General features: G+C 44.3%; 22 protein-coding genes, 1 tRNA gene, 1 other RNA gene and 1 pseudogene. 9 read left to right on the top strand and 16 right to left on the bottom strand.

Annotated elements, in window-relative coordinates; genetic code table 11:
• Positions 1 to 4 precede the first annotated feature (4 nt).
• Both WS40_RS01640 and WS40_RS01635 read left to right on the top strand, forming a co-directional pair.
• Positions 5 to 1639, top strand: coding sequence for a DAK2 domain-containing protein (locus tag WS40_RS01640; RefSeq protein WP_046439641.1), 1635 nt, complete (start codon positions 5 to 7; stop codon positions 1637 to 1639).
• 57 nt (positions 1640 to 1696) lie between these two features.
• Positions 1697 to 1960, top strand: coding sequence for a DUF6171 family protein (locus WS40_RS01635; protein ID WP_022288648.1), 264 nt, complete (start codon positions 1697 to 1699; stop codon positions 1958 to 1960).
• 339 nt (positions 1961 to 2299) lie between these two features.
• Here WS40_RS01635 and pepF read toward each other — a convergent pair whose 3' ends face one another.
• The 6 genes from pepF to WS40_RS01610 form a co-directional block, all read right to left on the bottom strand.
• Complete coding sequence (gene pepF, locus WS40_RS01630) at positions 2300 to 4099, bottom strand: oligoendopeptidase F (RefSeq protein ID WP_046439639.1); 1800 nt, start codon at positions 4097 to 4099, stop codon at positions 2300 to 2302.
• A 507-nt stretch (positions 4100 to 4606) separates the two neighbouring features.
• Positions 4607 to 5290 (bottom strand): response regulator, encoded by a 684-nt coding sequence (locus tag WS40_RS01625; RefSeq protein ID WP_046439637.1) that lies wholly within the window; start codon positions 5288 to 5290, stop codon positions 4607 to 4609.
• On the bottom strand, positions 5283 to 6401 hold the full coding sequence (locus WS40_RS01620) for a sensor histidine kinase (protein ID WP_046439635.1): 1119 nt from the start codon (positions 6399 to 6401) through the stop codon (positions 5283 to 5285). Before WS40_RS01620 ends, WS40_RS01625 begins: the two co-directional genes overlap by 8 nt.
• A 17-nt stretch (positions 6402 to 6418) precedes the next feature.
• The gene (locus WS40_RS11255; protein ID WP_181983538.1) at positions 6419 to 6580 is read right to left on the bottom strand and encodes a hypothetical protein; all 162 of its coding nucleotides are present in this window, start codon (positions 6578 to 6580) and stop codon (positions 6419 to 6421) included.
• Between the two features lie 11 nt (positions 6581 to 6591).
• On the bottom strand, positions 6592 to 7236 hold the full coding sequence (locus WS40_RS01615) for a potassium channel family protein (protein WP_022288652.1): 645 nt from the start codon (positions 7234 to 7236) through the stop codon (positions 6592 to 6594).
• Between the two features lie 12 nt (positions 7237 to 7248).
• A complete protein-coding gene (locus tag WS40_RS01610; RefSeq protein WP_046439633.1) occupies positions 7249 to 8592 on the bottom strand; it encodes a TrkH family potassium uptake protein in 1344 nt (447 codons plus the stop codon).
• Positions 8593 to 8798: 206 nt separating this feature from the next.
• Here WS40_RS01610 and WS40_RS11250 point away from each other — a divergent pair, with 206 nt between their 5' ends.
• On the top strand, positions 8799 to 9017 hold the full coding sequence (locus tag WS40_RS11250) for a hypothetical protein (protein ID WP_325208358.1): 219 nt from the start codon (positions 8799 to 8801) through the stop codon (positions 9015 to 9017).
• 18 nt (positions 9018 to 9035) lie between these two features.
• On the opposite strand, the gene WS40_RS01605 is transcribed toward WS40_RS11250, so the two are convergent.
• Positions 9036 to 9122, bottom strand: a tRNA-Leu gene (locus WS40_RS01605).
• Positions 9123 to 9346: 224 nt separating this feature from the next.
• Here WS40_RS01605 and WS40_RS01600 point away from each other — a divergent pair.
• The 6 genes from WS40_RS01600 to recR all read left to right on the top strand — a co-directional run bounded on the left by WS40_RS01600 (position 9347) and on the right by recR (position 13531).
• On the top strand, positions 9347 to 9727 hold the full coding sequence (locus WS40_RS01600; RefSeq protein WP_046439631.1) for a response regulator: 381 nt from the start codon (positions 9347 to 9349) through the stop codon (positions 9725 to 9727).
• On the top strand, positions 9728 to 10606 hold the full coding sequence (locus WS40_RS01595; protein ID WP_022288655.1) for a chemotaxis protein CheX: 879 nt from the start codon (positions 9728 to 9730) through the stop codon (positions 10604 to 10606).
• Positions 10607 to 10797: 191 nt separating this feature from the next.
• Positions 10798 to 10897: signal recognition particle sRNA small type (ffs, locus tag WS40_RS11245), an RNA gene on the top strand.
• A gap of 37 nt (positions 10898 to 10934) precedes the next feature.
• Entirely contained in the window at positions 10935 to 12554 is a 1620-nt protein-coding gene (gene dnaX / locus WS40_RS01590; RefSeq protein WP_325208357.1) for a DNA polymerase III subunit gamma/tau, read from the top strand.
• A gap of 24 nt (positions 12555 to 12578) precedes the next feature.
• Entirely contained in the window at positions 12579 to 12929 is a 351-nt protein-coding gene (locus WS40_RS01585) for a YbaB/EbfC family nucleoid-associated protein (RefSeq protein ID WP_022288657.1), read from the top strand.
• Positions 12929 to 13531, top strand: coding sequence for a recombination mediator RecR (gene recR, locus WS40_RS01580; protein WP_022288658.1), 603 nt, complete (start codon positions 12929 to 12931; stop codon positions 13529 to 13531). The genes WS40_RS01585 and recR overlap by 1 nt, the downstream gene beginning before the upstream one ends.
• A gap of 16 nt (positions 13532 to 13547) precedes the next feature.
• On the opposite strand, the gene tadA is transcribed toward recR, so the two are convergent.
• The 9 genes and pseudogenes from tadA to WS40_RS01535 all read right to left on the bottom strand — a co-directional run.
• Positions 13548 to 14021 carry a tRNA adenosine(34) deaminase TadA gene (tadA, locus tag WS40_RS01575; protein WP_046439627.1) on the bottom strand — a complete coding sequence of 158 codons (474 nt, stop codon included), beginning with the start codon at positions 14019 to 14021 and terminating at the stop codon, positions 13548 to 13550.
• A complete protein-coding gene (locus WS40_RS01570) occupies positions 14018 to 15178 on the bottom strand; it encodes a CPBP family glutamic-type intramembrane protease (RefSeq protein WP_046439625.1) in 1161 nt (386 codons plus the stop codon). Before WS40_RS01570 ends, tadA begins: the two co-directional genes overlap by 4 nt.
• Before the next feature lie 146 nt (positions 15179 to 15324).
• A complete protein-coding gene (tuf, locus tag WS40_RS01565; RefSeq protein WP_022288661.1) occupies positions 15325 to 16524 on the bottom strand; it encodes an elongation factor Tu in 1200 nt (399 codons plus the stop codon).
• 114 nt (positions 16525 to 16638) lie between these two features.
• Positions 16639 to 18717 (bottom strand): elongation factor G, encoded by a 2079-nt coding sequence (gene fusA, locus WS40_RS01560; RefSeq protein ID WP_046439623.1) that lies wholly within the window; start codon positions 18715 to 18717, stop codon positions 16639 to 16641.
• 21 nt (positions 18718 to 18738) lie between these two features.
• Entirely contained in the window at positions 18739 to 19209 is a 471-nt protein-coding gene (gene rpsG / locus WS40_RS01555) for a 30S ribosomal protein S7 (protein WP_022288663.1), read from the bottom strand.
• A 195-nt stretch (positions 19210 to 19404) separates the two neighbouring features.
• Positions 19405 to 19830, bottom strand: a complete 426-nt coding sequence (rpsL, locus tag WS40_RS01550; RefSeq protein WP_022288664.1) for a 30S ribosomal protein S12 — start codon at positions 19828 to 19830, stop codon at positions 19405 to 19407.
• Between the two features lie 207 nt (positions 19831 to 20037).
• Positions 20038 to 21381: a hypothetical protein gene (locus WS40_RS01545; protein ID WP_046439620.1), complete on the bottom strand. Its 1344-nt coding sequence runs from the start codon at positions 21379 to 21381 to the stop codon at positions 20038 to 20040.
• Positions 21382 to 21556: 175 nt separating this feature from the next.
• Positions 21557 to 22024: an RNA polymerase sigma factor gene (locus WS40_RS01540; protein WP_181981564.1), complete on the bottom strand. Its 468-nt coding sequence runs from the start codon at positions 22022 to 22024 to the stop codon at positions 21557 to 21559.
• A 112-nt stretch (positions 22025 to 22136) separates the two neighbouring features.
• Positions 22137 to 23678: pseudogene (locus WS40_RS01535) on the bottom strand (DNA-directed RNA polymerase subunit beta'); the annotation flags it as partial.

The following is a 23678-nucleotide window of genomic DNA, read 5'->3' as shown; positions in this document are numbered from 1 at the left end:
TATAGTGATAAACGGAGGCTTGCTGCGTGACGCTGTCATAAGTGCCGCACACAGCATATCTAACAAGAAAAAATCAGTTGACGAGCTTAACGTGTTCCCAGTACCTGACGGAGATACAGGAACAAATATGTCAATGACTATAACAAATTCCGTAGCAGAGCTTGAAAATCTCAACGACGATACAGACTGCTCAGTTGTGGCAAGCACAACAGCTTCTGCACTTCTTAGAGGTGCAAGAGGAAACTCAGGCGTTATACTTTCGCTTATTTTCAGAGGCTTTGCAAAAGGACTTGCAGGCAAAAAGGAAATGGGTGCGAACGAACTTGTTGAATCGCTGGAACAGGGCGTTTCAGGAGCATACAAGAGCGTAATGAAGCCTACAGAGGGAACTATCCTGACAGTTGCAAGAGAGTCTGCGGAGAAAGCAAGAGAAATGCTCCACTCCACAAACGATCCTATTATTATAATGGAGGAAGTTTGCAAACAGGCTGAGCTTTCACTGAATGAAACACCAAAGCTACTCCCTGCGCTTGCCAAGGCAGGCGTTGTTGACGCAGGCGGCAAGGGACTTCTCATTATCTTTGAAGCAATGAGAGATGTATTCAAGGGCGGCGAAATAGTAAAGGCTGATGCTCCTGCACAGAAACAGCAGGTAACAGTCGACACATTTGCGGCTACTGTTGGTCAGTATGACTGTGAGATACACTTCACATACTGCACTGAAATGATAATCACAAAGAAAGCTGACGCTGACGATTCATCAAAGCTGAGAGCTTATCTTGAAACCATAGGTGACTGCGTTGTAGTTGTTGAGGACGATGAGATAATAAAGGTACACGTTCATACCAACGACCCTGGTAAGGCAATACAGAAGGGCCTTGAATTTGGCTACATCAATCTGCCAAAGATAGAAAATATGAAGCTCCAGCACAAGGCCAGACAGAAAGAAGCAAAACAGGAGTTCGTTCCTGCAAAGCCTGAAAAGCAGTACGGCTTTGTTGCAGTTGCGGCAGGAAACGGCATTGAGTCAATGTTCAGAGATATCGGTGTTGACTGCATCGTTAAGGGCGGACAGACTATGAACCCGTCCACTGAGGATATACTTGCGGCAATAATGTCATGCCCCGCTGAAACGGTTTTCGTTCTGCCAAACAACAAGAACATCATCATGGCGGCTGAGCAGGCTGTTAAGCTTGCAGACAGAAAGGTATGCGTGCTTCAGACAAGGACTATACCGCAGGGAATGTCAGCAATGCTGGCATTTGACCCTGACGCTGATTTCAATACGAACCGCATTGAGATGACCAATGCACTTGAAAGAGTTGCCACAGGTCAGGTAACATTTGCGGCAAGGGATTCTGACTATGAAGGTCACGCTATCAAGCAGGGCGAGATACTCTGCATTGAAAACGGCAAGCTGAGCTTTGTGGAAAAGGACGTTTCAAAGGCAGCTTACAAGCTCACAAAGAAGCTTGTTAAGGGCGACAGCTCATTCATCACTATCCTTTACGGCTCAGACGTTACAGACGAGGCGGCTGAGGCACTGCAAAAGCAGGTAGCTGCGAAGTTCTCAAATCTTGATGTAAACCTTATAAACGGCGGTCAGCCTGTTTACTACTACATCATTTCTGTAGAATAAGATAACAAGGCGGACGGCATTGAGCTGTCCGCTTTTTTGTACAATGGAGAAATTTTTATGAGTGATATAACAAAGGTTCAGTGCAGGAAATGCCTGTTGGAGGATATGGACGAAAATGATTTTCTCCGTGATATGCGTTCGCACATTGCGGCATATCCTGCGGACAAGAAAGTATCAGAGGAAGAGTATCGTCAGCGTTTGGCGTTTTGCAAGGATTGTGAAAAGCTTGTGGACGGAATGTGCGTTTTATGCGGCTGTTATGTTGAGCTGAGGGCGTTGAAGATAGGTATGCGTTGTGCGGATATAAACAAGAAGTGGTAAAGGCATACTGTTCATTCAGGCAAGTTCCTTCCACCGCAAAATCGCTACGCTCTTTGCGGGTTTTACTTTGTTTATTTGGATAGAAAAAGCGGTGCAGAGATTTTTTCTCCGACACCGCTTTATTGTTTCTTTTACTTTTGTATGCTTTTTTACTTTTCTGCACCGCTTAGTCGGCTGTCGCCGAATGAGGCTCTGCCTCATACTCCGCAGGGGCTTTGCCCCTTGACCCCACAAGCCCTCTAACGCCGGGCTTGAGCCTGCGTTTTATCTCTCGCTACGCTCGGTGTTGGGGGCACAACTTTGGTCAGCTATGCTCATTCCTCACTCCTCACTCCTCACTTATGACATTGCTTCTTCCATTTCCTTTACAAGCTCTCCGAACATTGCAAGTGCCTCATTGATAGGCTGAGTTGTTGCCATATCTACACCTGCACCCTTAAGCAATGAGATAGGATCAGTTGAGCAGCCGCCTTTCAGGAAGCCTATATAGTCCTTTACCGCAGGTTCGCCATACTTCAATATCCTCTGTGAAAGTGCGATAGCCGCAGAATAGCCTGTTGCATACTGATAAACATAATAGTCATAATAGAAGTGCGGTATCCTAGCCCACTCCAATTTTATCTCATCATCAAGCACTATTCCGTCACCGAAATAAAGCTTGTTTAGCTCGCCGTAAAGCTCGTTCAGTCCTTCGGCTGTCAGACTCTCCCCTGCCGCTACCATTTCATTTATTTTCAGCTCAAACTCTGCGAACATTGTCTGGCGGTAAAGTGTGGTACGGAACTGTTCAAGGAAGTAGTTTATAAGGTAAGCTCTCTGTTTTTTATCCTCGGTATTTTTCAGCAGATACTGCATAAGAAGGGCTTCGTTGCAAGTTGAAGCAACCTCTGCCACAAAGATAACGTAATCTGAATATACCACAGGCTGATTTTTGTTTGACAGATATGAGTGGATAGCGTGACCCATTTCGTGCGCCAGCGTAAACATACAGTTAAGTGTATCCTTATGATTGAGCAGCACATAAGGGTGAACTCTTGCACCTGCGGAATATGCTCCGCTTGTTTTGCCCTCGTTCTCGTAAACGTCTATCCAGCGGTTTTCAAAGCCCTCTTTGAGTATTGCAAGGTAATCCTCGCCCATAGGTGCAAGGGCTTTCAGGACAGTTTCCTTAGCCTCCTCAAAGGTTATCTTCATATCTGCGTCAGGAACAACAGGAGTATAAAGGTCATAGAAATGAAGCTCATCAACGCCCAAAAGCTTCTTTCTCAGTGCAACATAATCGTACATATAGTGCATATTGTCATGGACGGCTTCAATAAGGTTTTTGTACACTGAAACAGGCACTTCTGTTCCGTCCAAAGCGGCTTCAAGGCTTGAATCATATCTTCTTGCCTTTGCATAGAAGTTCACCGCTTTTATCTGTGCCGACAATGTTGCCGCACAGGTGTTCTTGAACTTGTCAAATGTGCCGTACATAGACTCGAAAGCCGACTTTCTCAGTACTCTGTCCTCGCTCTGCACCAGTGGGATATAGCTTCCGTGTGTGACCTGATGAGCCTTGCCGTCCTTATCCACAGCGTCAGGGAAACGCAGGTCTGCGTCAGAAAACATAGAGTAGATATTCTCAGGGGACTGACCCATTTCACCAGTGAGGGCAAGTATCTTCTCCTCAGCCTCAGAGAGGATATGAGCCTTTTTACGACGTAGCTTATCCAGCGCACGCTTATAAAGCTTCAACTCAGGCTTATCCTCATAGAATTTCTGAAGCTTATCCTCCTCGATAGAAATTATCTCAGGTGTTTCAAAGCTTCCTGCTGAGTTTACCGCAACATAAGCGTTCATAAGCTGACCGAGAAAGCCCTGATACTTTGCATTTGCAGTGTCCTCGTCAGAACGTCTTTGAGCATAGTTGCCAAGGCTGTCGCAAAGAACAGATATCTCGTCTGAAAGTTTCATAAAATCATAAAGCGTGTCAGCACTCTCGCTAAGCCTGCCCTTGAACGCCGCTATTCTCTCAGGCATAGCCTTAAGCTTCTGCAAGTCCTCCGCCCACTTTTCGTCAGTGGCATAAATATCCTCCAGTGCCCACTTGAACTGTTCAGGCACTTCACTTCTCTTAGGTATTCTTTCCTCGCTCATTTTCATGACCTCGTTTCTATAATAATAGGTATAGGCTTGTCTTGTGTGGTATTGCCTATAATTAATTTGCGTAACGCTGGTTACATTATACCCCATTGACGTACTTTTGTCAAATTAGGGCAGGTGAACTGTAAAATAATACACGATACAAATAAAAATATGCCCAGCGGCATAAAGCTAGGTGCCAATCTCCTTTGCGAGCTTTATTGCCTGCTTTTTAAACTCTTCATCATATTGTTTTCATGTTCCCATTGATGACACACTCCCTTGTTTTTATTATACTTTGATTGTTTTGTATGTGTCAAGTTTTATTATACAGGATCGCAACTATGATGTAGGAGATTCAGGACTGATATAATCACAGCATAATGAAAAGGGCAATGTCCTCCGTGAGTGGAAGGCATTGCCCTTTTTTCCTTTAGAAAAAATCAGTTCAATTGTTTTTGCAGACATTGAAGGCGATACAGATCATCAAATAAAGTGTCTGCTTTGTACTGCTCCCTAAAACTATAATTTCATCATACGATACCCAATACCGATATGTGTTTGTATCAGCGCCTGACTGCTGTCACTCAGCTTTTTTCGCAGGGTAGCCATAAATACACGCAGGGAGGCTTCGCTGTTATCCGCAGGAGTTCCCCATACACTTTGGATAATGTACTTATGCGTCAGCACCTTGCCGACATTCTTGGCAAGCAGGCAAAGCAGCTTGTATTCTATCGGTGTCAGGTGAAGTTCTTCATCATCAAGGTGAACACAGCCCGAAACATAGTCTATCCGTAGCCTGCCATTGACAAACTCCGTGACCGAAATGTTTTCGGACTTCATAAGCCGCCTTTGTATCACCCTGAGCCTTGCGAGAAGTTCATCAACAGAGAAAGGCTTTGTCAGGTAATCATCTGCACCTTTGTCAAGGGCTGTTATCTTGTCACTTTCCTCGCTCCTTGCACTGACTATGATGATAGGAACATCGCTCCAAGTGCGTATATGCACTATCACCTCAACGCCGTCAATATCAGGCAGTCCAAGATCAAGTATGATAATATCAGGCTTATGCGAAGCGCTGAGCATGATCGCTTCGTTGCCCCTGACAGCAGTAATAAAGCGATAGTCGTTCATTTTAAGAGTAGTTGTAATAAGATTTCTGATAGGCTTGTCATCCTCCACCACCAGAACAAGATATTCATTCATTTAAATCGACCTCTCCTATTGGCAGAGTAAAGCTGACAACTGTACCATTTGGTATGTTGTCGCTGACAGATATAGTACCGCCGTGTGAAGTAATAATTGACCTGCACAGTGCAAGCCCCAGTCCCAGACTTCTCCTGCTGTCTGAGGAACGGCTGCCACCCGTGTAGAACATATCAAATACCTTTTCTTTTTCTTCATCGGAGATACCAGTGCCGTGATCGGACACGGATACCACAACAGTATGCGCATTTTCTCGGCGCACACTGACGGTAACATCAGAATCCTCATCACTGTACTTGACAGCATTATCCAGAAGATTGACTATGACCTGTACGATAAGGTTCGCATCTGCCATAACGGGGATTATCTCGTCATACATATCAACGATGATATTTCGCTTTGGGTGAGTGCGTTTGGTGTGTCTGACAGCCTCCTGAACAATGTCATCAAGTATCTCTACCGAGATATTGAGCTGCATTCTGCCGTCCTCAATTCGTGTAGCGTATAAAAGATTTTCCACCATTTCGATAAGCCACATTGATTCGGAATAAATATCCGTGTATATCTGCTGACGTGCTGATTCATCAAGCGTATCGCCGCCGGAAATGAGCGTACTGGCATTGCCTGATATGGAGGTCAGCGGTGTTCTGAGATCATGGGATATGGAACGGAGCATATCAGCTCTAAGCTGTTCATTCTGCGCCAGAAGTGCCGCCGCCTCCTTTTCACGGGCATTCTGCTCAGCGATCAGGATATTGCGTTTCAGCTTATTGGCAAGCGTTCCTGCAATGAACGCTGTAATAAACATCGTCACAAATGTGACAAGATAGCCTGCATCGTGAACTGAAAGAGAAAACTCAGGATAGGTGAAGAAGCAGTTGAAAAGCATCACTCCTACTAATGATGATATCAGGCAGAAATACATCTTTGATGTAAAAATGGATATCACAAGCACAGCAATAATATACAGCATGATAATGTCCGCATCGGCAAGTTGAAAGGCTTTGAATGCGTATCCGGCAAGTGTTGCGGCTGTCAGCACCACAATACATATAGCGGAGTCTTTGAACACAGAAAATGCTTTAGAACTTTTTATAGAATTAGCAGTCATAAGGATCACCCTTGTTATTATAACATATCACTTTTGTGTTCGTCAACATCATCTTCTGACAGGTCGTGTCCACGTCTGCTCTTTTGTATCTCCTCGATGAATTCATCTACTTTTTTCATAACATAAAAACCGTAGAGAAACATTGCTCCTACAGACAGTGCAAGCAGAACATCTCTCACACGATCATCTCCTAGATTCTGAAACACTTCTGGATATCCCGAACCTCACCTATGACAAATGCGATGTCATCAGTTTCAATTACAGTGTCCGGTGAAGGGATAAATACCTCTTCTCCTCGTTTGATCGTCAGAATATTGATCTTGAATTTCTTTCGTATATCGATCTGTGAAAGCGACTTTCCGAACCAGTCCTTCGGTACTTTCAGTTCGTAGATCGAGTAATTGTTATCCAGATGAATAAAGTCGAGTATGCTGTCTGATGCATATTTTGTAGCGATGCGAAGTGCCATCTGCTTCTCAGGATAGACAACCTCATCGGCTCCGTTTTTAAGCAGGAATTTCATTTGTACATCATTTGTCGCACGAGATATGACTTTCTTTGCCCCCAGCTCCTTGAGCAAAGACGTTGTTTCCAGAGAGGACTGAAACCGGCTGCCGAGGGCAACAATACAAACATCATAGTTTCCTACACCAAGCGAACGGAGAAATTCCTCATTGGTGCTGTCACCGATCCTTGCGTTGGTCACATAAGGCAGGATATCGTTGATATGCTTCTCATTTTCATCTACTGCCATGACCTCACACCGAAGCTCCTCCATGCGTCTGGCAATGTGACTGCCGAATTGACCTACTCCGATAATTAAAACTGTTTTCATATATAAGACTCCTTACCCTACAGATATTTTTTCAAGCGGTAAGCGTGAATTCTGACTGTCCGCCGACGGCAGAGCTGCATAAATGAGTGTCAGTCCGCCGACTCTTCCGAAAAACATAAGTATCATCAGTATCACACGGGATACAGCAGACAGACCGCTTGTAATGCCGAGTGACAGCCCAACAGTACCGATAGCTGAGCTTGTTTCAAACAGACAGGTCAGCAGCGGTAGATTTTCCACTCTGCTGATAATGACACCGCTTGTAAAGAACAATACAAGATACATAAACAAAACAGCGCCTGCACTGCGGACAGTTTCGTCTGATATTCTTCTTTTGAAGCACTGCACATCATTTCTGCGGCTAAACACTGTGATCGCAGAAAGGAACAGAACAGCAAAAGTCGCTGTTTTCATACCGCCCGCGGTGGAACCTGGAGAACCGCCTATAAGCATAAGAATGACCATAATGGCTGTACCTGATTCATCCATAGCAGCGAGATCAGTTGTGTTAAAGCCTGCGGTTCGTGTTGTGACAGACTGAAACAGTGAATGGATCGTCCGGTCATGGATAGTCCCATGGTCATATTCAAAAAAGAAGAAATACAGCGCAGGCAGAACGATCAAGACAGCAGATGTCATCAGTACGACCTTGCTTTGCAGAGAGTAGCGCCTGATTCTGTGCTTGTGTGTTCCGATATCGCCCCAGACGAGAAAGCCGATGCCTCCCGTAATAATCAGCAGCATAATGATGATATTGAGATAGATGTTGCTGTGGTAAAAGGTCAGCGATGAGAACGGTTCTTTTATGCCGAACAGATCAAAGCCTGCATTGCAAAAAGCCGATATGCTGTGAAACAAGGAATACCACAGTCCCTTAGCGATACCAAGATCATTGCAGAAAACGGGTGCAAGCAAAGCCGCACCGATCATCTCTATGATAAGTGATGTTTTAAGGATAAAGCCTGTCAGCTTCACAATACCGCCTACCTGCGGTGCGGAGATGGATTCCTGCATCGTACTGCGTTGCCACAGACCGATTTTCCGCCCTGATGCTCTAATGATCGCAAGCCCAACGGTGATAACGCCCATACCTCCGATCTGAATTAGCATCAGAATGACCGCCTGCCCGAACAGAGACCAGTATGTAGCAGTATCCTTTACAACAAGTCCAGTCACACAGGTAGCTGAAACGGCTGTGAACATTGCATCAGGGAATGAAGTCACACACCGCTGCCTTGATGAGATCGGCAGCATCAGAAGCAGCGTACCTACCAGAATCAGGCAAAAGAAACTGATAATGATGACCCGAAATGAAGTCATATGAGTTCTGTTTTTTACTCTATTTTTATGTAACATCGTACACCTCTCGTTCAAATTATAGCTTTATTATATCACATGAGTGGTTAAGGTGCTGTTAAGATTACGGTTACGGCGTTAAGATTTCGTTAAGGCACAATATTGATGTGTGCTGCTTGCCCGTAGTCTATTGGAACACCTGCAAACCGTTCCGCACAAGTCCATATCATCATTATGGCACGCGCCACAATGACAGCATACCCTTTTTGAAACTGAATAACTCACAAAGAACTGAGATTTGCTCACACAAGCACTTCTCAGGTCTTTTCAGACGGTTAGTTTTCCGCTCCGCAGGCTCGGACGGCTCTGAGGGGCGTTTCCGTTCGTCTGAAAGCACTGTCAAGCCGAGGTCATCGCCAATGCTCTTGGTGGAGAAGCAGAGACAGAAGAGAATGAGGACACTAATAAAAAAAACAGGCTCTTGATACAAGAACCCGTTTTCATGGTGCCGGTGACCGGGGTCGAACCGGTACGGTATCGCTACCATCGGATTTTGAGTCCGACACGTCTGCCAATTCCATCACACCGGCACATAACATTATGATTATAGCATACTTTTTTCATTTTGTCAAGCAAACTGCAAGTAAATTCTGCATTTACTCCTTTGTATATTTTCAACATAAAACATATTTGACGACTCTTGACTTTTGGAGAATTTTATGATATAATTAAAAACAAGGCAGTAGAGAAATTATTTTCTCCGTCATCGGCAATTACGGAACTGCTGCCGCAAAATAATCGGGAGGGATCTATCGTGAATATAAATGAAATGACAGTGCTTATATGCGACGATTCTATGTTCGCTCGCAAAAAGCTCAGTATGTCTATTTCTGGATTTGGAGTAAAAGCCGTTTATGAAGCAGCCGACGGTGAGGAGGCTGTTAGCAAATATAAGGAGTTTAAGCCTGACGTGGTTTTCATGGATATCATCATGCCAAAGGTAACAGGTATTGAAGCCCTCAAACAGATAATAGCAGAAGACCCTGACGCTAAGGTGATAATGGCTTCTTCTGTTGGTACTCAGAGCCATTTGAAAGACGCTCTTAAGTCGGGAGCTGTGGACTTTTTGCAGAAACCTATAGCTGATAATGACGCTCTAAAAGTTCTTGAGAACGTTGCAAGGGGGGTACTGTAAATGTTTGCGCAGTTTTTTGGAGGCTACCTCTTTAACCATAAGCTTTGTACCGCCGAGGATCTTACTCAGGCTTTCGAGGCTAAAAAGCATACAAGACTTCGCCTTGGTGTTCTCGCTATAAACGCCGGTCTTATGACAGCCGAGCAGGTGGAGCACGTCAATATCACTCAGCAGAGTGTCGACAAACGTTTTGGCGACCTTGCCGTGGAGCTTGGCTATGTTACCGCTGACGACGTTGAAAAGCTTCTCGCTCAGCAGCCTACAGATTACCTGCTCCTGGGTCAGACCCTTGTTAATAACGGTGCTCTTACCAATGCTGAGTTTGAAAAGGCACTTAAAGACTATAAGGCTGAAAATCAGATAACCGACGATATTTCAGACAATCAAACAGAAACTCTACATAACCTTATCAATGAGTTCTATCATTTTGACAATGATGAAAATGCTCGTATCTGTACTGATTATGTTACTTTGCTTTTCAAAAATCTTATCAGATTTATCGGTGACGATTTCACTCCTATGGAAGCGTCAGTTATAAAGAATTTTGCAGCAGAACATATCGTTATCCAAAAAATAAATGGAAAATATAACGCTGAGGCTTGCATTGCCACAGATTCAAAGACATATATGGCTTTCGCTGAGAGGTTTGCAAAAGAGAGCTTCACGGAGGTCGATGACTTTGTAAACGCTACAGCAGGCGAATTTCTGAACGTAAACGACGGTCTGTTCGTTGTAAATGAGTCAAACGAGCATGGCGTTGAGCTTACACTTACACCGCAGGAATTTTTGGAAAATGGTGAGCTTGCCCTGTCAGGCACTGCATTCTGTATCCCTGTGAACTATCCGTTCGGCAAGCTGAATTTCATCATTGCCACCTGATATAATTTTACAAGCACATAATATCCGCCGCTGTCCAGCTTTGTTCAGCGGCGTTGATGTTCTTTGCCTTTTTTTATAACTTTTTTTCAAAAACACTTGAAATTTCATTGGAAGTATGTTATAATAGTAAGGTAACAAAAGTTAGATTGATATGATTCAGTTATTGTTCCTCATCAATCCGAGATATAGGTGTGCGGGTCCTGTGCAATGAAACGCTGTGAACCATGTCAGGCGGGGAACCGAGCAGCATTAAGCGGTTTGTTTCGTGTGTCACAGTTCCGCCCGCACGCCCATATGTCGGATTGATTTTTTTATTTTCTTGATTGGAGTGAGAGTTTTGTATCAGGCATTGTACAGAAAATGGCGTCCAATGTCATTTGACGATGTTGTTTCACAACCGCATATTACAACTACTCTCAAAAATCAGATAAAAAGCGGCAAGACCGCTCATGCCTATCTTTTCACAGGCTCGAGAGGTACGGGAAAGACCACCTGCGCAAGAATTTTTGCAAAGGCTATCAATTGCCTTGACCCACATGACGGTGAGCCATGCCTTGAATGTGAGATATGCAAAGACGCTGACAACGGCACTCTTTCCGATATTATCGAGATTGACGCTGCTTCAAATTCTAAAGTAGACGATATCAGAGAACTGCGTGAAGGCGTTGTCTATACTCCTGAAAGATGTAAATATAAGGTATATATCATAGACGAGGTGCATATGCTTTCCGCGGGCGCATTCAATGCCCTGCTGAAAACTATGGAAGAACCTCCTCCGCATGTCAAGTTCATTCTTGCCACTACGGAGATACATAAAGTTCCTGCAACTATCGTGTCGAGATGCCAGCATTTCGACTTTCACAGGATAAGAAACGAGGATATCGTTTCAAGGCTTATGTATATTGCTTCTCAGGAGGGCTTTACCCTCCACGAAGATGCCGCAGGCATGATAGCAAGGCTTTCTGACGGTGGTATGCGTGACGCACTTTCTCTTTTAGACCAGTGCGTTGCCTATGAAAATGACATCACCCTTGACGTTGTGTCCTCAGCTTCCGGCATTGCAGGACGTGATTATCTTTTTGATATTCTCGAAAAGATAGCCGAAAAGGACGCCGCAGGCGCACTCAGGGTCGTTGACAAGCTTTATGATATGTCAAAAGATCTGAAAGTCTTGGCAGGCGAACTGCTCGCTCAGATGAGAAATGTCATGATAATCAAAACTATCGACAACAACAAGGATCTTATAACTTGTCTGCCTGACGAGTATGAAAGACTTAAAGCCCTTGCAGAACGCATGAAGCTGGACGAGATACTCGGGGATATAAATACTTTGCAGGAGTGCAGCGAGCGTTTTGCAAAAAGCACATCAAAGCGTATCGAGCTTGAAATGTGTATCATAAAGCTGTGCGGGGCTGCTCAAAAAGCAGGCGCAACTGTACAGGCTGTATCAGGCAATGCTGAGATCACGGTGCTTCTTAATAGAATAACTCAGCTTGAGAATGCACTAAAAAATGGTGCCGTTTTGCAGACTCAACCGCAGATCAACACACCAGCTCAGGAGGAACAAGCTCCACCACCAAAGCCTCTTGACCCGGATTTCAAGAAAATGAAAGCAAGCGACTTCAAGCTTGTGCAAACTTGGGACAACATTGTGGAGCAGGTCAAGCAGACAAATCCTGCCATAGGCTGTTTCTTAGTCAACTCAAAGGCTTATATGTGTCAGAATGTGTTGCTTATGATAGTACACAATGACTTTTATCTCAAAAAGTTCAAAGCAAGCGGCGACGCTACGGTGCTCAATGAGATACTGAAAAATAATTTCGGACAAAACTTCACTATCAAAGTCAAATCAGCCAAAAATGTCGCACCTGAGGATACGGAAAATCCTATAAATCAGTTGCTTGACAAAGCGAAAAAACTTGATATTGAAGTTGATATAAAAAAATAATTTTGAATATAAGGAGTTTTTAAAATGAAAGCAAGACTTCCACAGGGAATGGGCAAGGGTCCTTCCAATAACATGAATCAGATGCTCAAGCAGGCTCAGAAAATGCAGGACGAGATCACAGCTCTTCAGGCAGACCTTGAGCAGAGAGAGTTCACAGGTACAGCAGGCGGCGGAGTTGTTGAGGTAACTATCAACGGCAAGAGAAACGTCCTTAAGCTTGATATCAAGCCTGAGGTAGTTGATCCAGAGGACGTTGAAACACTTCAGGACCTCGTTATGGCAGCTTTCAATCAGGCTGTTGCTAACCTCGATGAAGTAAGCGACACTGAAATGCAGAAACTCACAGGCGGAGTATCATTCCCAGGTCTGTTTTAATGGCTGAGTCAAACGCACTGCCTTTGGTACTTCTGGCAGAGCAATTTGCAAAGCTCCCTGGTATAGGCATGAAGTCCGCACAGCGCCTTGCCTACTATGTTATGTCCATGACAGACGAGGACGCATCGGCTTTTGCAGCGGCTATCACTAATGCCCACAAAAGCGTTCATCTTTGCAGTGTTTGCCAGAACTTTACTGACAAGCCAAAGTGTCCTATCTGTGCCGACCCAAGACGTGACCACACAACGGTCTGCGTAGTAGAAGACCCAAAGGATATAGCAGCTTTCGAGCGTACTAAGGAGTACAAAGGCGTTTACCATGTTTTGCATGGACTTCTCTCCCCTATGGACGACATTTCCCCTGACAAGCTTAAAATAAAAGAATTGCTTGCGAGGATAGAGCCTGAGAATGTTAAAGAAGTCATTATGGCTACTAATCCTACAGTTAATGGCGAAGCTACGGCAATTTACATTTCAAGGCTGCTGAAACCCCTTGGTGTAAAGGTCACACGTTTGGCGTTCGGTCTACCCGTTGGCGGAGTGCTTGAATATGCTGATGAAGTGACGCTTTACAAGGCTTTGGAAAATCGAAATGAAATATAAGGAAAACCTCCCCGAACTATTCGGAGAGGTTTTTTTTACGTCTAAGATTTTTGAAAAATTCCGTCAGCGTATCTGCACACCACTCTTGCAGTATACCGCCTGTGCAAAGAGGTTTGTGATTATAGGGTAGCTCAAAAAGATTTACCACCGACCCGCAAGAACCAGCCTTTTGGTCATACGCACCAAAAACCACACGCTCAATTCGAGAATTTATTATCGCACCCGTACACATAGGACAAGGTTCGAGAGTAACAAAAAGCTCACAACCCATAAGCCGCCAACCTCCAAGATTGCGACTCGCTTCCTCAATAGCCACAAGTTCAGCATGAGTCAAAGGGGAACGCCCATACTCACGACGATTGAATCCCCTGCCGATTATTTCACCGCTGGAACGCTTCACAACTATCGCACCCACAGGTACTTCCCCCTGCTCTGCGGCAATTTCCGCAAGCTCCAACGCTTTTTTCATGTAAAGCTCATCTCTCGTCATATTATCCTCGCACACACAAACATGGTCACAAGAATTGCAGCTATCCACACTGCGATCGAGTTAGTTGCAATGAAAGATTTAACTCGCTTTGACATCGTCATAAAAGAATTATCATTTTCAATGTTGAATGTCCAGTCACCAAAGCTTGTAAGCTTCGAGTACATCACAAGTGATACACCAACGATCACTGTACAGATTATGACTTCTGCTATTTTGGCATAAGGAAGATCATAAAGAACAATGTAACTTAATACAAAATTCGTGATGTGGGCGCAAATACTCATTGAAATTGCAGTAAAAACCGAGCCTGTTCGTATAGTAAAAAGCCCAAGAACCGCAGTACAGCATACAACAAAAGGCAGATATGTAATATCATAGTAGCATAAACCATTCACAACAGCAGTGATCATAATAGCGAAAGTGTCGCCAAATTGACGAAAAGTCTGCAAAAAAACTCCTCGAAATACTATCTCTTGCATTATAGGAACAATGATCGCAAAGAAAGCAAAAGAAACAAGAGCAACAACAGGATCTTCAGAGAATACAAAAATAGAATATACCCCGTCTAAATGCACAGCTGAAAACAGCAGACTGAGGATATATTGTCCAACTCTGCCCACAACGATTATGACCATCATAATTACCACAGCAGTTCCACGCATTTTTTCGTAGCCCTTTGAATTTGCAAAAACGACTTTATTAGGGATCTTAGTAACGATCTTAAAAATAAGACCAGGCACAACAAACTTTGCGGCAAACAACAGACCTAAAATAAAAGTCATTCCAACACCATATCTGCCATATCCGCCATCTGTTTGAGAAAAATACACAAATGTACCAGTTGTATCCGGCGCGTATTTATTCACTATAAAATAGTTAAGAAAATCAATAGCAAGCATTACCACAAGACAAATGCCCAACAAACTACAGCATTTTAGCATAGAGATCCTCTCTGCTACCTCTGCCTTATGAGGCACAAAACCCTCACCATCAATGTATGAGTGTTCTCTTGTATCATGTATAAACTGGAATCCAAAAGAATTCTGAGGATTTGAACGCCACTTTGCAAACGACTTCTTATAATCATCACTCTGATTTTGATAAGTGGTATCCTGGGCAACGTCAATCATATAATCTTTAGTATTTATATCGTTCAAATTCTCACCCCCGATATATTAATTATAGCATATCGCCGTACTTTTTTAAAGCATGCAAACATCATTTAACTTATTATTCATAATATTTTAAGACAAAAAAAGACCGGATACATTTTGTACCCGATCTTTATATAGCGAACTAAAAATTAGTCTCTAACAGCTGTAACGACGCCAGAACCTACTGTTCTACCACCCTCACGGATAGCGAAACGAAGTCCCTCTTCGATAGCGATTGGAGTGATAAGCTCAACATCCATCTCTACGTTATCGCCAGGCATGCACATTTCCTTGTCAGCAGGAAGTGTGATAACGCCTGTAACGTCAGTTGTTCTGAAATAGAACTGTGGTCTGTAGTTGTTGAAGAATGGAGTATGACGGCCGCCCTCTTCCTTCTTCAGAACGTAAACCTGACCTGAGAACTTTGTGTATGGGTGAATGGAACCTGGCTTACAAAGAACCTGGCCTCTCTGAATGTCAGATCTCTGGATACCACGGAGAAGTGCACCGATGTTGTCGCCTGCCTCAGCGTAGTCAAGGATCTTTCTGAACATCTCGATACCTGTTACAACAGTCTTTGGTCTCTCAGTTGAAAGTCCGAGGATCTCAACTTCGTCACCAGTCTTGAGCTGACCTCTTTCAACTCTACCAGTAGCAACTGTACCACGGCCTGTGATTGTGAATACATCCTCAACAGGCATCAGGAATGGGAGATCAGACTTTCTGTCTGGTGTTGGGATGAATGTATCAACAGCGTCCATAAGGTCAAGGATTGGCTTGTAAGCTGGATCTGAAAGATCGTCTGGAGCTTCAAGAGCTGCAAGAGCTGAACCCTTGATGATTGGAGTCTCATCGCCAGGGAAATCGTACTTGTCGAGGAGCTCTCTGATATCCATCTCAACGAGGTCGAGAAGCTCTTCGTCGTCAACCTGGTCAGCCTTGTTCATGAAAACAACGATAGCTGGAACGCCTACCTGTCTAGCAAGGAGAAGGTGCTCTCTTGTCTGAGCCATAGGACCGTCAGAAGCAGCAACTACGAGGATAGCGCCGTCCATCTGAGCAGCACCAGTGATCATGTTCTTTACATAGTCAGCGTGGCCTGGGCAGTCAACGTGAGCATAGTGACGGTTCTTTGTCTCATACTCAACGTGAGCTGTGTTGATTGTAATTCCTCTCTCTCTCTCCTCTGGAGCTGAGTCGATGTTGTTGTAATCCTTCTTCTCAGCAAGACCTTCAAGAGCAAGAGTCTTTGTGATAGCAGCAGTAAGAGTTGTCTTACCGTGGTCAACGTGACCGATTGTACCAATGTTAACGTGTGGTTTGGTTCTTTCGAAATGTGCCTTTGCCATAGGAATTTTCCTCCTTAAAATTTAATAGTTTCCGATTTAACATACCGTAGTATAATTATATCAAATAAAATGCAAATTTGCAATAGAAAAAGCAGAAAATTTTCCGCAAATTTATTAGTCCTTGTTTCTTGAAGCCATGATCTTCTCAGAGATAGACTTTGGTACCTGAATGTAGCTGTCAGGCTCCATTGTGTACTGTCCACGGCCCTGTGTCTTAGAACGCAGGTCATTTGAGTAACCAAACATTTCAGACAGTGGAACGAGAGCGTCTACCTGAACAGCACCAGTTCTCTGCTCCTGACCGAGGATCTGTCCACGACGGGAGTTGAGGTCGCCTATAACTGTTCCGAGATAATCATCAGGAGCGATAACGCAAACCTTCATGATAGGCTCAAGAATGATTGGTGAAGCCTTTCTCATAGCCTCCTTGAACGCCATAGAACCGGCGATCTTAAATGCCATTTCAGAAGAGTCGACTTCGTGATAAGATCCATCGTACAGCTCAACCTTAACGTCAACTACCTGGAAGCCAGCGAGAACACCGTTCTCCATAGCGCCCCTGATACCTGCGTCAACTGCAGGAATGTATTCCTTAGGAATAGCACCGCCGACAACCTTGTTGATGAACTCATAGCCCTTACCGGACTCGTTTGGCTCAACGTTGATCTTAACGTGACCGTACTGACCCTTACCACCTGACTGCTTAGCGTACTTGTAATCAACGCTTGCAGGAGCAGTAATTGTTTCCTTATATGAAACCTGAGGAGCGCCGACATTAGCCTCTACCTTGAACTCACGGAGAAGTCTGTCTACGATGATCTCAAGGTGCAGCTCGCCCATTCCGGCGATAATTGTCTGACCTGTTTCCTCAGAAGTATAAGTTCTGAATGTTGGGTCCTCTTCAGCAAGCTTTGCAAGAGCGATACCCATCTTTTCCTGACCTGCCTTAGTCTTAGGCTCGATAGCGAGCTGAATAACAGGCTCAGGGAATTCCATTGACTCAAGAAGTACAGGATGCTCTTCATCACAAAGAGTATCACCTGTTGTTGTGTTCTTCAGACCGATAGCAGCACCGATATCACCAGCGTAGATAGTATCGATATCCTTTCTAGCGTTAGAGTGCATCTGAACGATTCTTCCGATTCTCTCGTCCTTGTCCTTAGTGGAGTTATAAACTGTAGAACCAGCTGTCAGAACACCTGAATAAACTCTGAAGTAGCAGAGCTTACCAACGAATGGGTCTGTAGCGATCTTGAATGCGAGAGCAGCGAATGGCTGATCGTCGCCTGAAATTCTCTCAACTTCCTCACCTGTATTTACGTCAGTACCCTTAATGTGTGGTACGTCGATAGGTGAAGGCATATAATCTACAATAGCGTCAAGAAGCTTCTGAACGCCCTTGTTTCTGTATGAAGTTCCGCAGGTAACAGGTACCATTGTGTTAGCGATAGTACTCTTTCTGATTACCTTCTTCATCTCGTCGATAGTGATCTCTTCGTCTGCGAAATACTTCTCAGCGAGATCGTCATCAACTTCTGCAAGATGCTCGATAAGGTCAGCGTGATACTGTTCAGCCTTTTCCTTGAGATCCTCAGGGATCTCTTCCTGACGGATATCCTTTCCAAGGTCATCATAGTATACATAAGCCTTCATTTCGAGCAGATCGACGATACCCTTGAAGTCGTCCTCAGCACCGATAGGGAGCTGGATAGGAACGGCATTACAATGAAGTCTTTCATGGAGCATATTCAAAACGTTGTAGAAGTTTGCACCCATGATATCCATCTTGTTGACATATACCATTCTTGGTACCTGATAGTTATCAGCCTGTCTCCAAACTGTTTCAGTCTGAGGCTCAACACCACCCTTAGCACAAAGAACTGTTACAGAACCGTCGAGTACACGAAGTGAACGCTCAACCTCAACTGTAAAGTCAACGTGGCCTGGAGTATCTATAATGTTGAGTCTGTGACCCTTCCAGTAGCAAGTAGTAGCAGCAGAAGTAATTGTGATACCTCTCTCCTTCTCCTGTGCCATCCAGTCCATTGTAGATGCACCGTCGTGTGTTTCACCGATCTTATAGTTTACACCGGTATAAAACAGGATACGCTCTGTAGTAGTAGTCTTGCCGGCGTCGATGTGTGCCATGATACCGATATTACGGTAATCCTGCAATTTACATTCTCTTGCCATATATATCCTCCTTTATACCTCTTACCATCTGTAATGAGCGAAAGCCTTGTTAGCTTCAGCCATCTTATGAGTTTCGTCACGCTTCTTGCATGAGCCGCCAACGCCGTTAAGAGCGTCGAGGATCTCTGCTGCGAGTCTCTCTCTCATTGTGTCCTCGTTTCTTTCACGAGAATACTTTGTTATCCATCTCAGACCAAGTGTCTGTCTTCTGTCAGGACGAACCTCCATTGGTACCTGGTAAGTCGCACCGCCTACACGGCGAGCCTTGACCTCCAGCTCAGGCATGATGTTATCCATAGCCTCCTGGAATACTTCAAGAGCAGGTCTGCCTGTCTTTTCTTCGACAATTTCAAATGCTCCGTAAACGATCTTCTGGGCAACACCCTTCTTACCGTCAAGCATGATGTTGTTTACAAGACGTGTAACAAGCTTAGAATTGTATACTGGATCCTGAAGCACGTCTCTCTTTGTAACTCTACCTCTTCTTGGCACTTTAATTCCCTCCTTCACAAATAATGAATTCACAGGTACTCGCTCTGCAACCACGGCACACAGCCGTTTTACAGCCCCGTCAGTTCCTTGTAGAGTCAACTAATATATATTAATCACTCCACATAAACTGTGGTCTTCGCAATATGCGACAATGAGTTATTACCTTGTTACTAAAATGAGCTTTTCAGTTTTTGATTACTTGGCTGCTCCTGCCTTTGGCTTCTTAGCGCCATACTTGGATCTCGCCTGCATTCTCTTAGCAACGCCCTGAGCGTCGAGAGTGCCTCTGATGATGTGATATCTTACACCAGGGAGATCCTTAACACGTCCGCCTCTGATAAGAACAACGGAGTGCTCCTGAAGATTGTGTCCGATACCAGGGATGTAAGCTGTAACTTCGTTTCCGTTTGTGAGCTTAACTCTGGCAACCTTTCTCATAGCTGAGTTTGGCTTTTTAGGTGTAGCAGTTCTTACTACTGTGCAAACACCACGCTTCTGTGGGCAGCTCTGATCGATAACTACCTTCTTCTTTGAGTTGAAACCCTTCTGAAGAGCAGGAGCTGTAGACTTGTCTGCAAGGACATTTCTTCCTTTTCTTACTAACTGGTTAAAGGTTGGCATATTTTCTCTCCTTTCATAGATTTGATACTATACGCCGATATACAATACATCAGCATACCTTGATATTATACACTATTCTCCGTCTCTTGTCAAGCACTTTTTCTTGACTTTTTTAACTTTTTGAAAATTTCAGTTAAATTTTCTGTCAAAAGCTATAAAAAGCACAGGGCAGCGGCTTTTCACGCCCTGCCCTGCAAATATATTCCCTCATTCCCTCTTGCTGTCTGTATCTAAAATTTGTCCTTTATCCGCCACTTCGACCTCTGTCTCGCTGAATCTATGATAAGTTATAACATAATCGCTGTCGTCCGTCTTGTCCGAATAGGTTATATCGTTTTGTACTTCGTTGATATAAAGTTTCAGATCATCACTAAAATAGGTGTTTGCACCCGTTGCAAATTTAATTGCAACGAGCCATTCATTTTCATCAAAGAAGTAATTTCTGTTTTTCTTTACCGTCGCACTTTGGGAACCGTACAATTCATTATTAGTATCTTCCTGCTCCACAATATCCTTATAATTGGAAGTTATACTGAAATATCTTCCGTCCACCTTGATAATTATGCCTTCCTTTGACCCTCCTGCTGTGGAAACGTTTATGGCTTTACCCTTTTCAATTGGTGTTATTATCAGCGGATAGATAATATCCCTTTCGTAATTGTCAGCATCATAATTGATATGCTTAACAGAATTTACCAGCGTATCAATTTTAAATCCCCAGTCCTTTTCAACAGGATTTAGCACAATGCTGAAGTCGTCAGCTTGCAGTATCATATCTTCGTATATATGCTGTACACTATCAAGAATGAGCTTATCAAGCTTTTCCTTGCCTGTATCCTTTGAACTGTCGATATCATAAGCATAGGCTATTGATGATCTAAGTGAATAATAGAAGTCTGTTCCAAAGCTGTCGCCACCGACCGTTTCGCCAAGACCTGTTGCGATCTCATCCGAGTTCCAATTACTCAGATTATCGCAGTTTGTGCCGACTGCGATTTTTTCGCCCACTTTCAGTTCGTCCGCATAAACAAACTTCCCTGTGGTAACATCTTTCGCTCTGAAATCAAGTTTAAACGCAGCGTAATAGTGGTATTTCAGGTATTCATATTCATTCACAGTAACATAGTCGATCAATCCGCCCTTTTCAGAGGTGTATTTCTCAACATATATCTTATCGACAAAAAGATATCCCGTTCCGTCCGAGCCGCAGCCGGCATACGTTCCGACCGCCGTTATCTCTTTGTCTTTAACGACCTGCTTAAGCGCATTTTGTGCCTGTTCTAAATCAGCCGTAAGCTCAGTGCTGTCAAGGCTTTCCGAACTGTCTATACTTGGCTGCTGCATACCGACATTGATCTTATGCTCATCACCGCTGCGATAAAGGGTCAGCGCACCGCCCACCACCAGAAGCAAAGCCGCAAGCACCGCACCTGCAAGCTGAAAGCCTGTAAGCTTCGTTTTCTTTTTCTCTATAGGTCTGTCATACATAAGCGCACGCTCCTTCCAATCCGAAGGAGTTTTAATGCAGTAAAAAGCATTTATCTTTTTCATTTGCTGCCCCTTTCTGTGATATCCTCATTGCAAACTATACCTTTAGTCAATGTTATGCTGAAAGTCCAGCCTCTACATAATAGTTTTTACCTCTTTTGTAGTGGAGCGGCTCAATTTCTGTTTCACAGAAATGCGACGTCCCGATACTTTATGTCTTTATTGACATTCATATAGTTCACAACATTATCATATCCTTCAGTTGTTCTCTTCCACGTTTGAGATGTGTTTTTATCGTGTTTTCCTTGATATTTGTCAGCTCAGCTATCTCCTGCACTGACAGCTCCTCAAAGTAATAAAGATAAATACTATCCCGATATTTCGGGGGAAGTCTGAAAATAAGGTCAAGTATCTCTATGTCGCTGCCGTCCTTTGAGAAAGACGTTATGCTGCTCAGATCGACTGTGTTTTTCCTCAAACGATACCGCAAAACACTCCGGCATTCGTTGAGAGCCACTCTGATGAGCCACGCTTTCGGGTTTGGCAGACTGCCTTTTTTCATCTGCTTGAAAAGCTTGAAGAACACGTTCTGATAGCAGTCCTCAGCGTCGGAAAAATTTCCCGTGTGCACCACGCAAAGCCTTGTTACCATATCCGAATACTCCTCTACAAGTTGGCGGTATTCGCTTTCGGTCATATTCTTCATGCTTTCACTTCCCTTCATATACTAAAACGCCGTGGCAGGCAAAAAGGTTTCATACAAAATAAAAAAAAATCAGCCCGCACGGTCAAAACCATGCAGGCTGATATAAAAGTCATTAGTACAACGGTGTTTCTGCGGTGTTATGGTTAGCCGCACTCTCATTCTTGACCACCTGAACGTTGTTGTAAACGTCCATACCGGTGCCGGCAGGAATGAGCTTACCGATAATAACATTTTCTTTAAGACCCATGAGCTTATCGGTCTTGCCTCTGATAGCTGCGTCTGTAAGAGCCTTAGTTGTCTCCTGGAATGAAGCAGCCGACAGGAATGAATCCGAGTAGCTTGAAGCCTTTGTGATACCCTGAAGAACAGGAACAGTTGTGATAAGTCTTGCGTTCTCGTCGCCAGCGTCGATCTGAGCCTGTATCTCCTCGTTGAGTCTTGCGACCTCTCCTCTGTCGATAAGTGAACCAGGGAGCAGATAGCTTGAACCGGAGTCGTCGATCTTGACCTTTCTCATCATCTGACGAACGATAACTTCGATGTGCTTATCGTTGATATCAACACCCTGCAGACGGTAAACCTTCTGAACTTCGGTGATGATGTAGTTCTGAACAGCCTTAGGACCATTAACTGCAAGGATATCAGCTGGGTTGATAGAACCCTCTGTGAGTGGCTCACCGGCTGTAACAGCCTGTCCCTCACGAACTCTTATCTTGTAGCCGTATGGTATAGCATAAGACTCCTGCTCAGGATTTTCAGTGTCCTCGCTTGTAACAGTGATCTGCTTGGTCTTCTTGACCTCCTCGATCCTAACTACGCCGTCGATCCTTGTGATGATAGCAGCACCCTTTGGGCGTCTGCTCTCAAAAAGCTCCTCGACTCTAGGAAGACCCTGTGTGATATCTTCCGCAGAAGCGATACCACCTGTGTGGAAGGTTCTCATTGTAAGCTGTGTACCAGGCTCACCGATAGACTGAGCGGAGATTACGCCGACAGCCTCGCCGACCTGAACGATATTTCCGTTTGCAAGGTTAGCGCCGTAGCACTTAGCGCAAACGCCATGCTTAGCCTGACACTGAAGAACTGATCTGATAGAGATAGAATCCTTGCCCTCAGCTTCGAGTGCAGCAACTATTCTTTCAGCGTCATGAACGTTGATAAGCTTGTTTCTTGAGCATATCATCTCGCCTGTCTTAGGATCCTTAAGATCCTCAACAAGGTATCTGCCCACAAGTCTCTCGCTGAGCGGCTCAATCATTTCGTTTCCGTTCTTTATATCGAATATCTCGATACCAACGTGAGTACCGCAGTCCTCCTGACGAATGATAACGTCCTGAGAAACGTCAACAAGACGTCTTGTAAGGTAACCTGAGTCAGCAGTACGCAGAGCTGTATCGGCAAGTCCCTTTCTCGCACCTCTGGAAGAAATGAAGTATTCCAGAATGTTAAGACCTTCACGGTAGTTAGCTCTGATAGGCATCTCGATAGTTGAACCTGATGTGTTGGCGATAAGTCCACGCATACCTGCCAGCTGTCTGATCTGGTTGATAGAACCACGGGCACCTGAGTCAGCCATCATGTTGATTGGGTTGTATGGGTCAAGGTTAGCTTTCAGAGCCTCTGTAACTTCGTCTGTAGCGTTGTTCCAGATCTC

It is taken from the genome of Ruminococcus sp. N15.MGS-57 (genome assembly GCF_000980385.1).
Taxonomy (GTDB): domain Bacteria; phylum Bacillota; class Clostridia; order Oscillospirales; family Ruminococcaceae; genus Hominimerdicola; species Hominimerdicola aceti.
The sequence above is the reverse complement of the archived record's forward strand: the minus strand, read 5'-3'. Positions and strand labels throughout refer to the sequence as shown.

Excerpts from the sequence above, each read along its gene's own strand:
- WS40_RS01635 (WP_022288648.1), top strand. The coding sequence starts at position 1,697 with ATGAGTGATATAACAAAGGTTCAGTGCAGGAAATGCCTGTTGGAGGAT.
- pepF (WP_046439639.1), bottom strand. The coding sequence starts at position 4,099 with ATGAGCGAGGAAAGAATACCTAAGAGAAGTGAAGTGCCTGAACAGTTC.
- WS40_RS01625 (WP_046439637.1), bottom strand. The coding sequence starts at position 5,290 with ATGAATGAATATCTTGTTCTGGTGGTGGAGGATGACAAGCCTATCAGA.
- WS40_RS01620 (WP_046439635.1), bottom strand. The coding sequence starts at position 6,401 with ATGACTGCTAATTCTATAAAAAGTTCTAAAGCATTTTCTGTGTTCAAA.
- WS40_RS01615 (WP_022288652.1), bottom strand. The coding sequence starts at position 7,236 with ATGAAAACAGTTTTAATTATCGGAGTAGGTCAATTCGGCAGTCACATT.
- WS40_RS01610 (WP_046439633.1), bottom strand. The coding sequence starts at position 8,592 with ATGTTACATAAAAATAGAGTAAAAAACAGAACTCATATGACTTCATTT.
- WS40_RS01595 (WP_022288655.1), top strand. The coding sequence starts at position 9,728 with ATGTTTGCGCAGTTTTTTGGAGGCTACCTCTTTAACCATAAGCTTTGT.
- WS40_RS01585 (WP_022288657.1), top strand. The coding sequence starts at position 12,579 with ATGAAAGCAAGACTTCCACAGGGAATGGGCAAGGGTCCTTCCAATAAC.
- recR (WP_022288658.1), top strand. The coding sequence starts at position 12,929 with ATGGCTGAGTCAAACGCACTGCCTTTGGTACTTCTGGCAGAGCAATTT.
- tadA (WP_046439627.1), bottom strand. The coding sequence starts at position 14,021 with ATGACGAGAGATGAGCTTTACATGAAAAAAGCGTTGGAGCTTGCGGAA.
- tuf (WP_022288661.1), bottom strand. The coding sequence starts at position 16,524 with ATGGCAAAGGCACATTTCGAAAGAACCAAACCACACGTTAACATTGGT.
- fusA (WP_046439623.1), bottom strand. The coding sequence starts at position 18,717 with ATGGCAAGAGAATGTAAATTGCAGGATTACCGTAATATCGGTATCATG.
- rpsL (WP_022288664.1), bottom strand. The coding sequence starts at position 19,830 with ATGCCAACCTTTAACCAGTTAGTAAGAAAAGGAAGAAATGTCCTTGCA.
- WS40_RS01545 (WP_046439620.1), bottom strand. The coding sequence starts at position 21,381 with ATGAAAAAGATAAATGCTTTTTACTGCATTAAAACTCCTTCGGATTGG.
- WS40_RS01540 (WP_181981564.1), bottom strand. The coding sequence starts at position 22,024 with ATGAAGAATATGACCGAAAGCGAATACCGCCAACTTGTAGAGGAGTAT.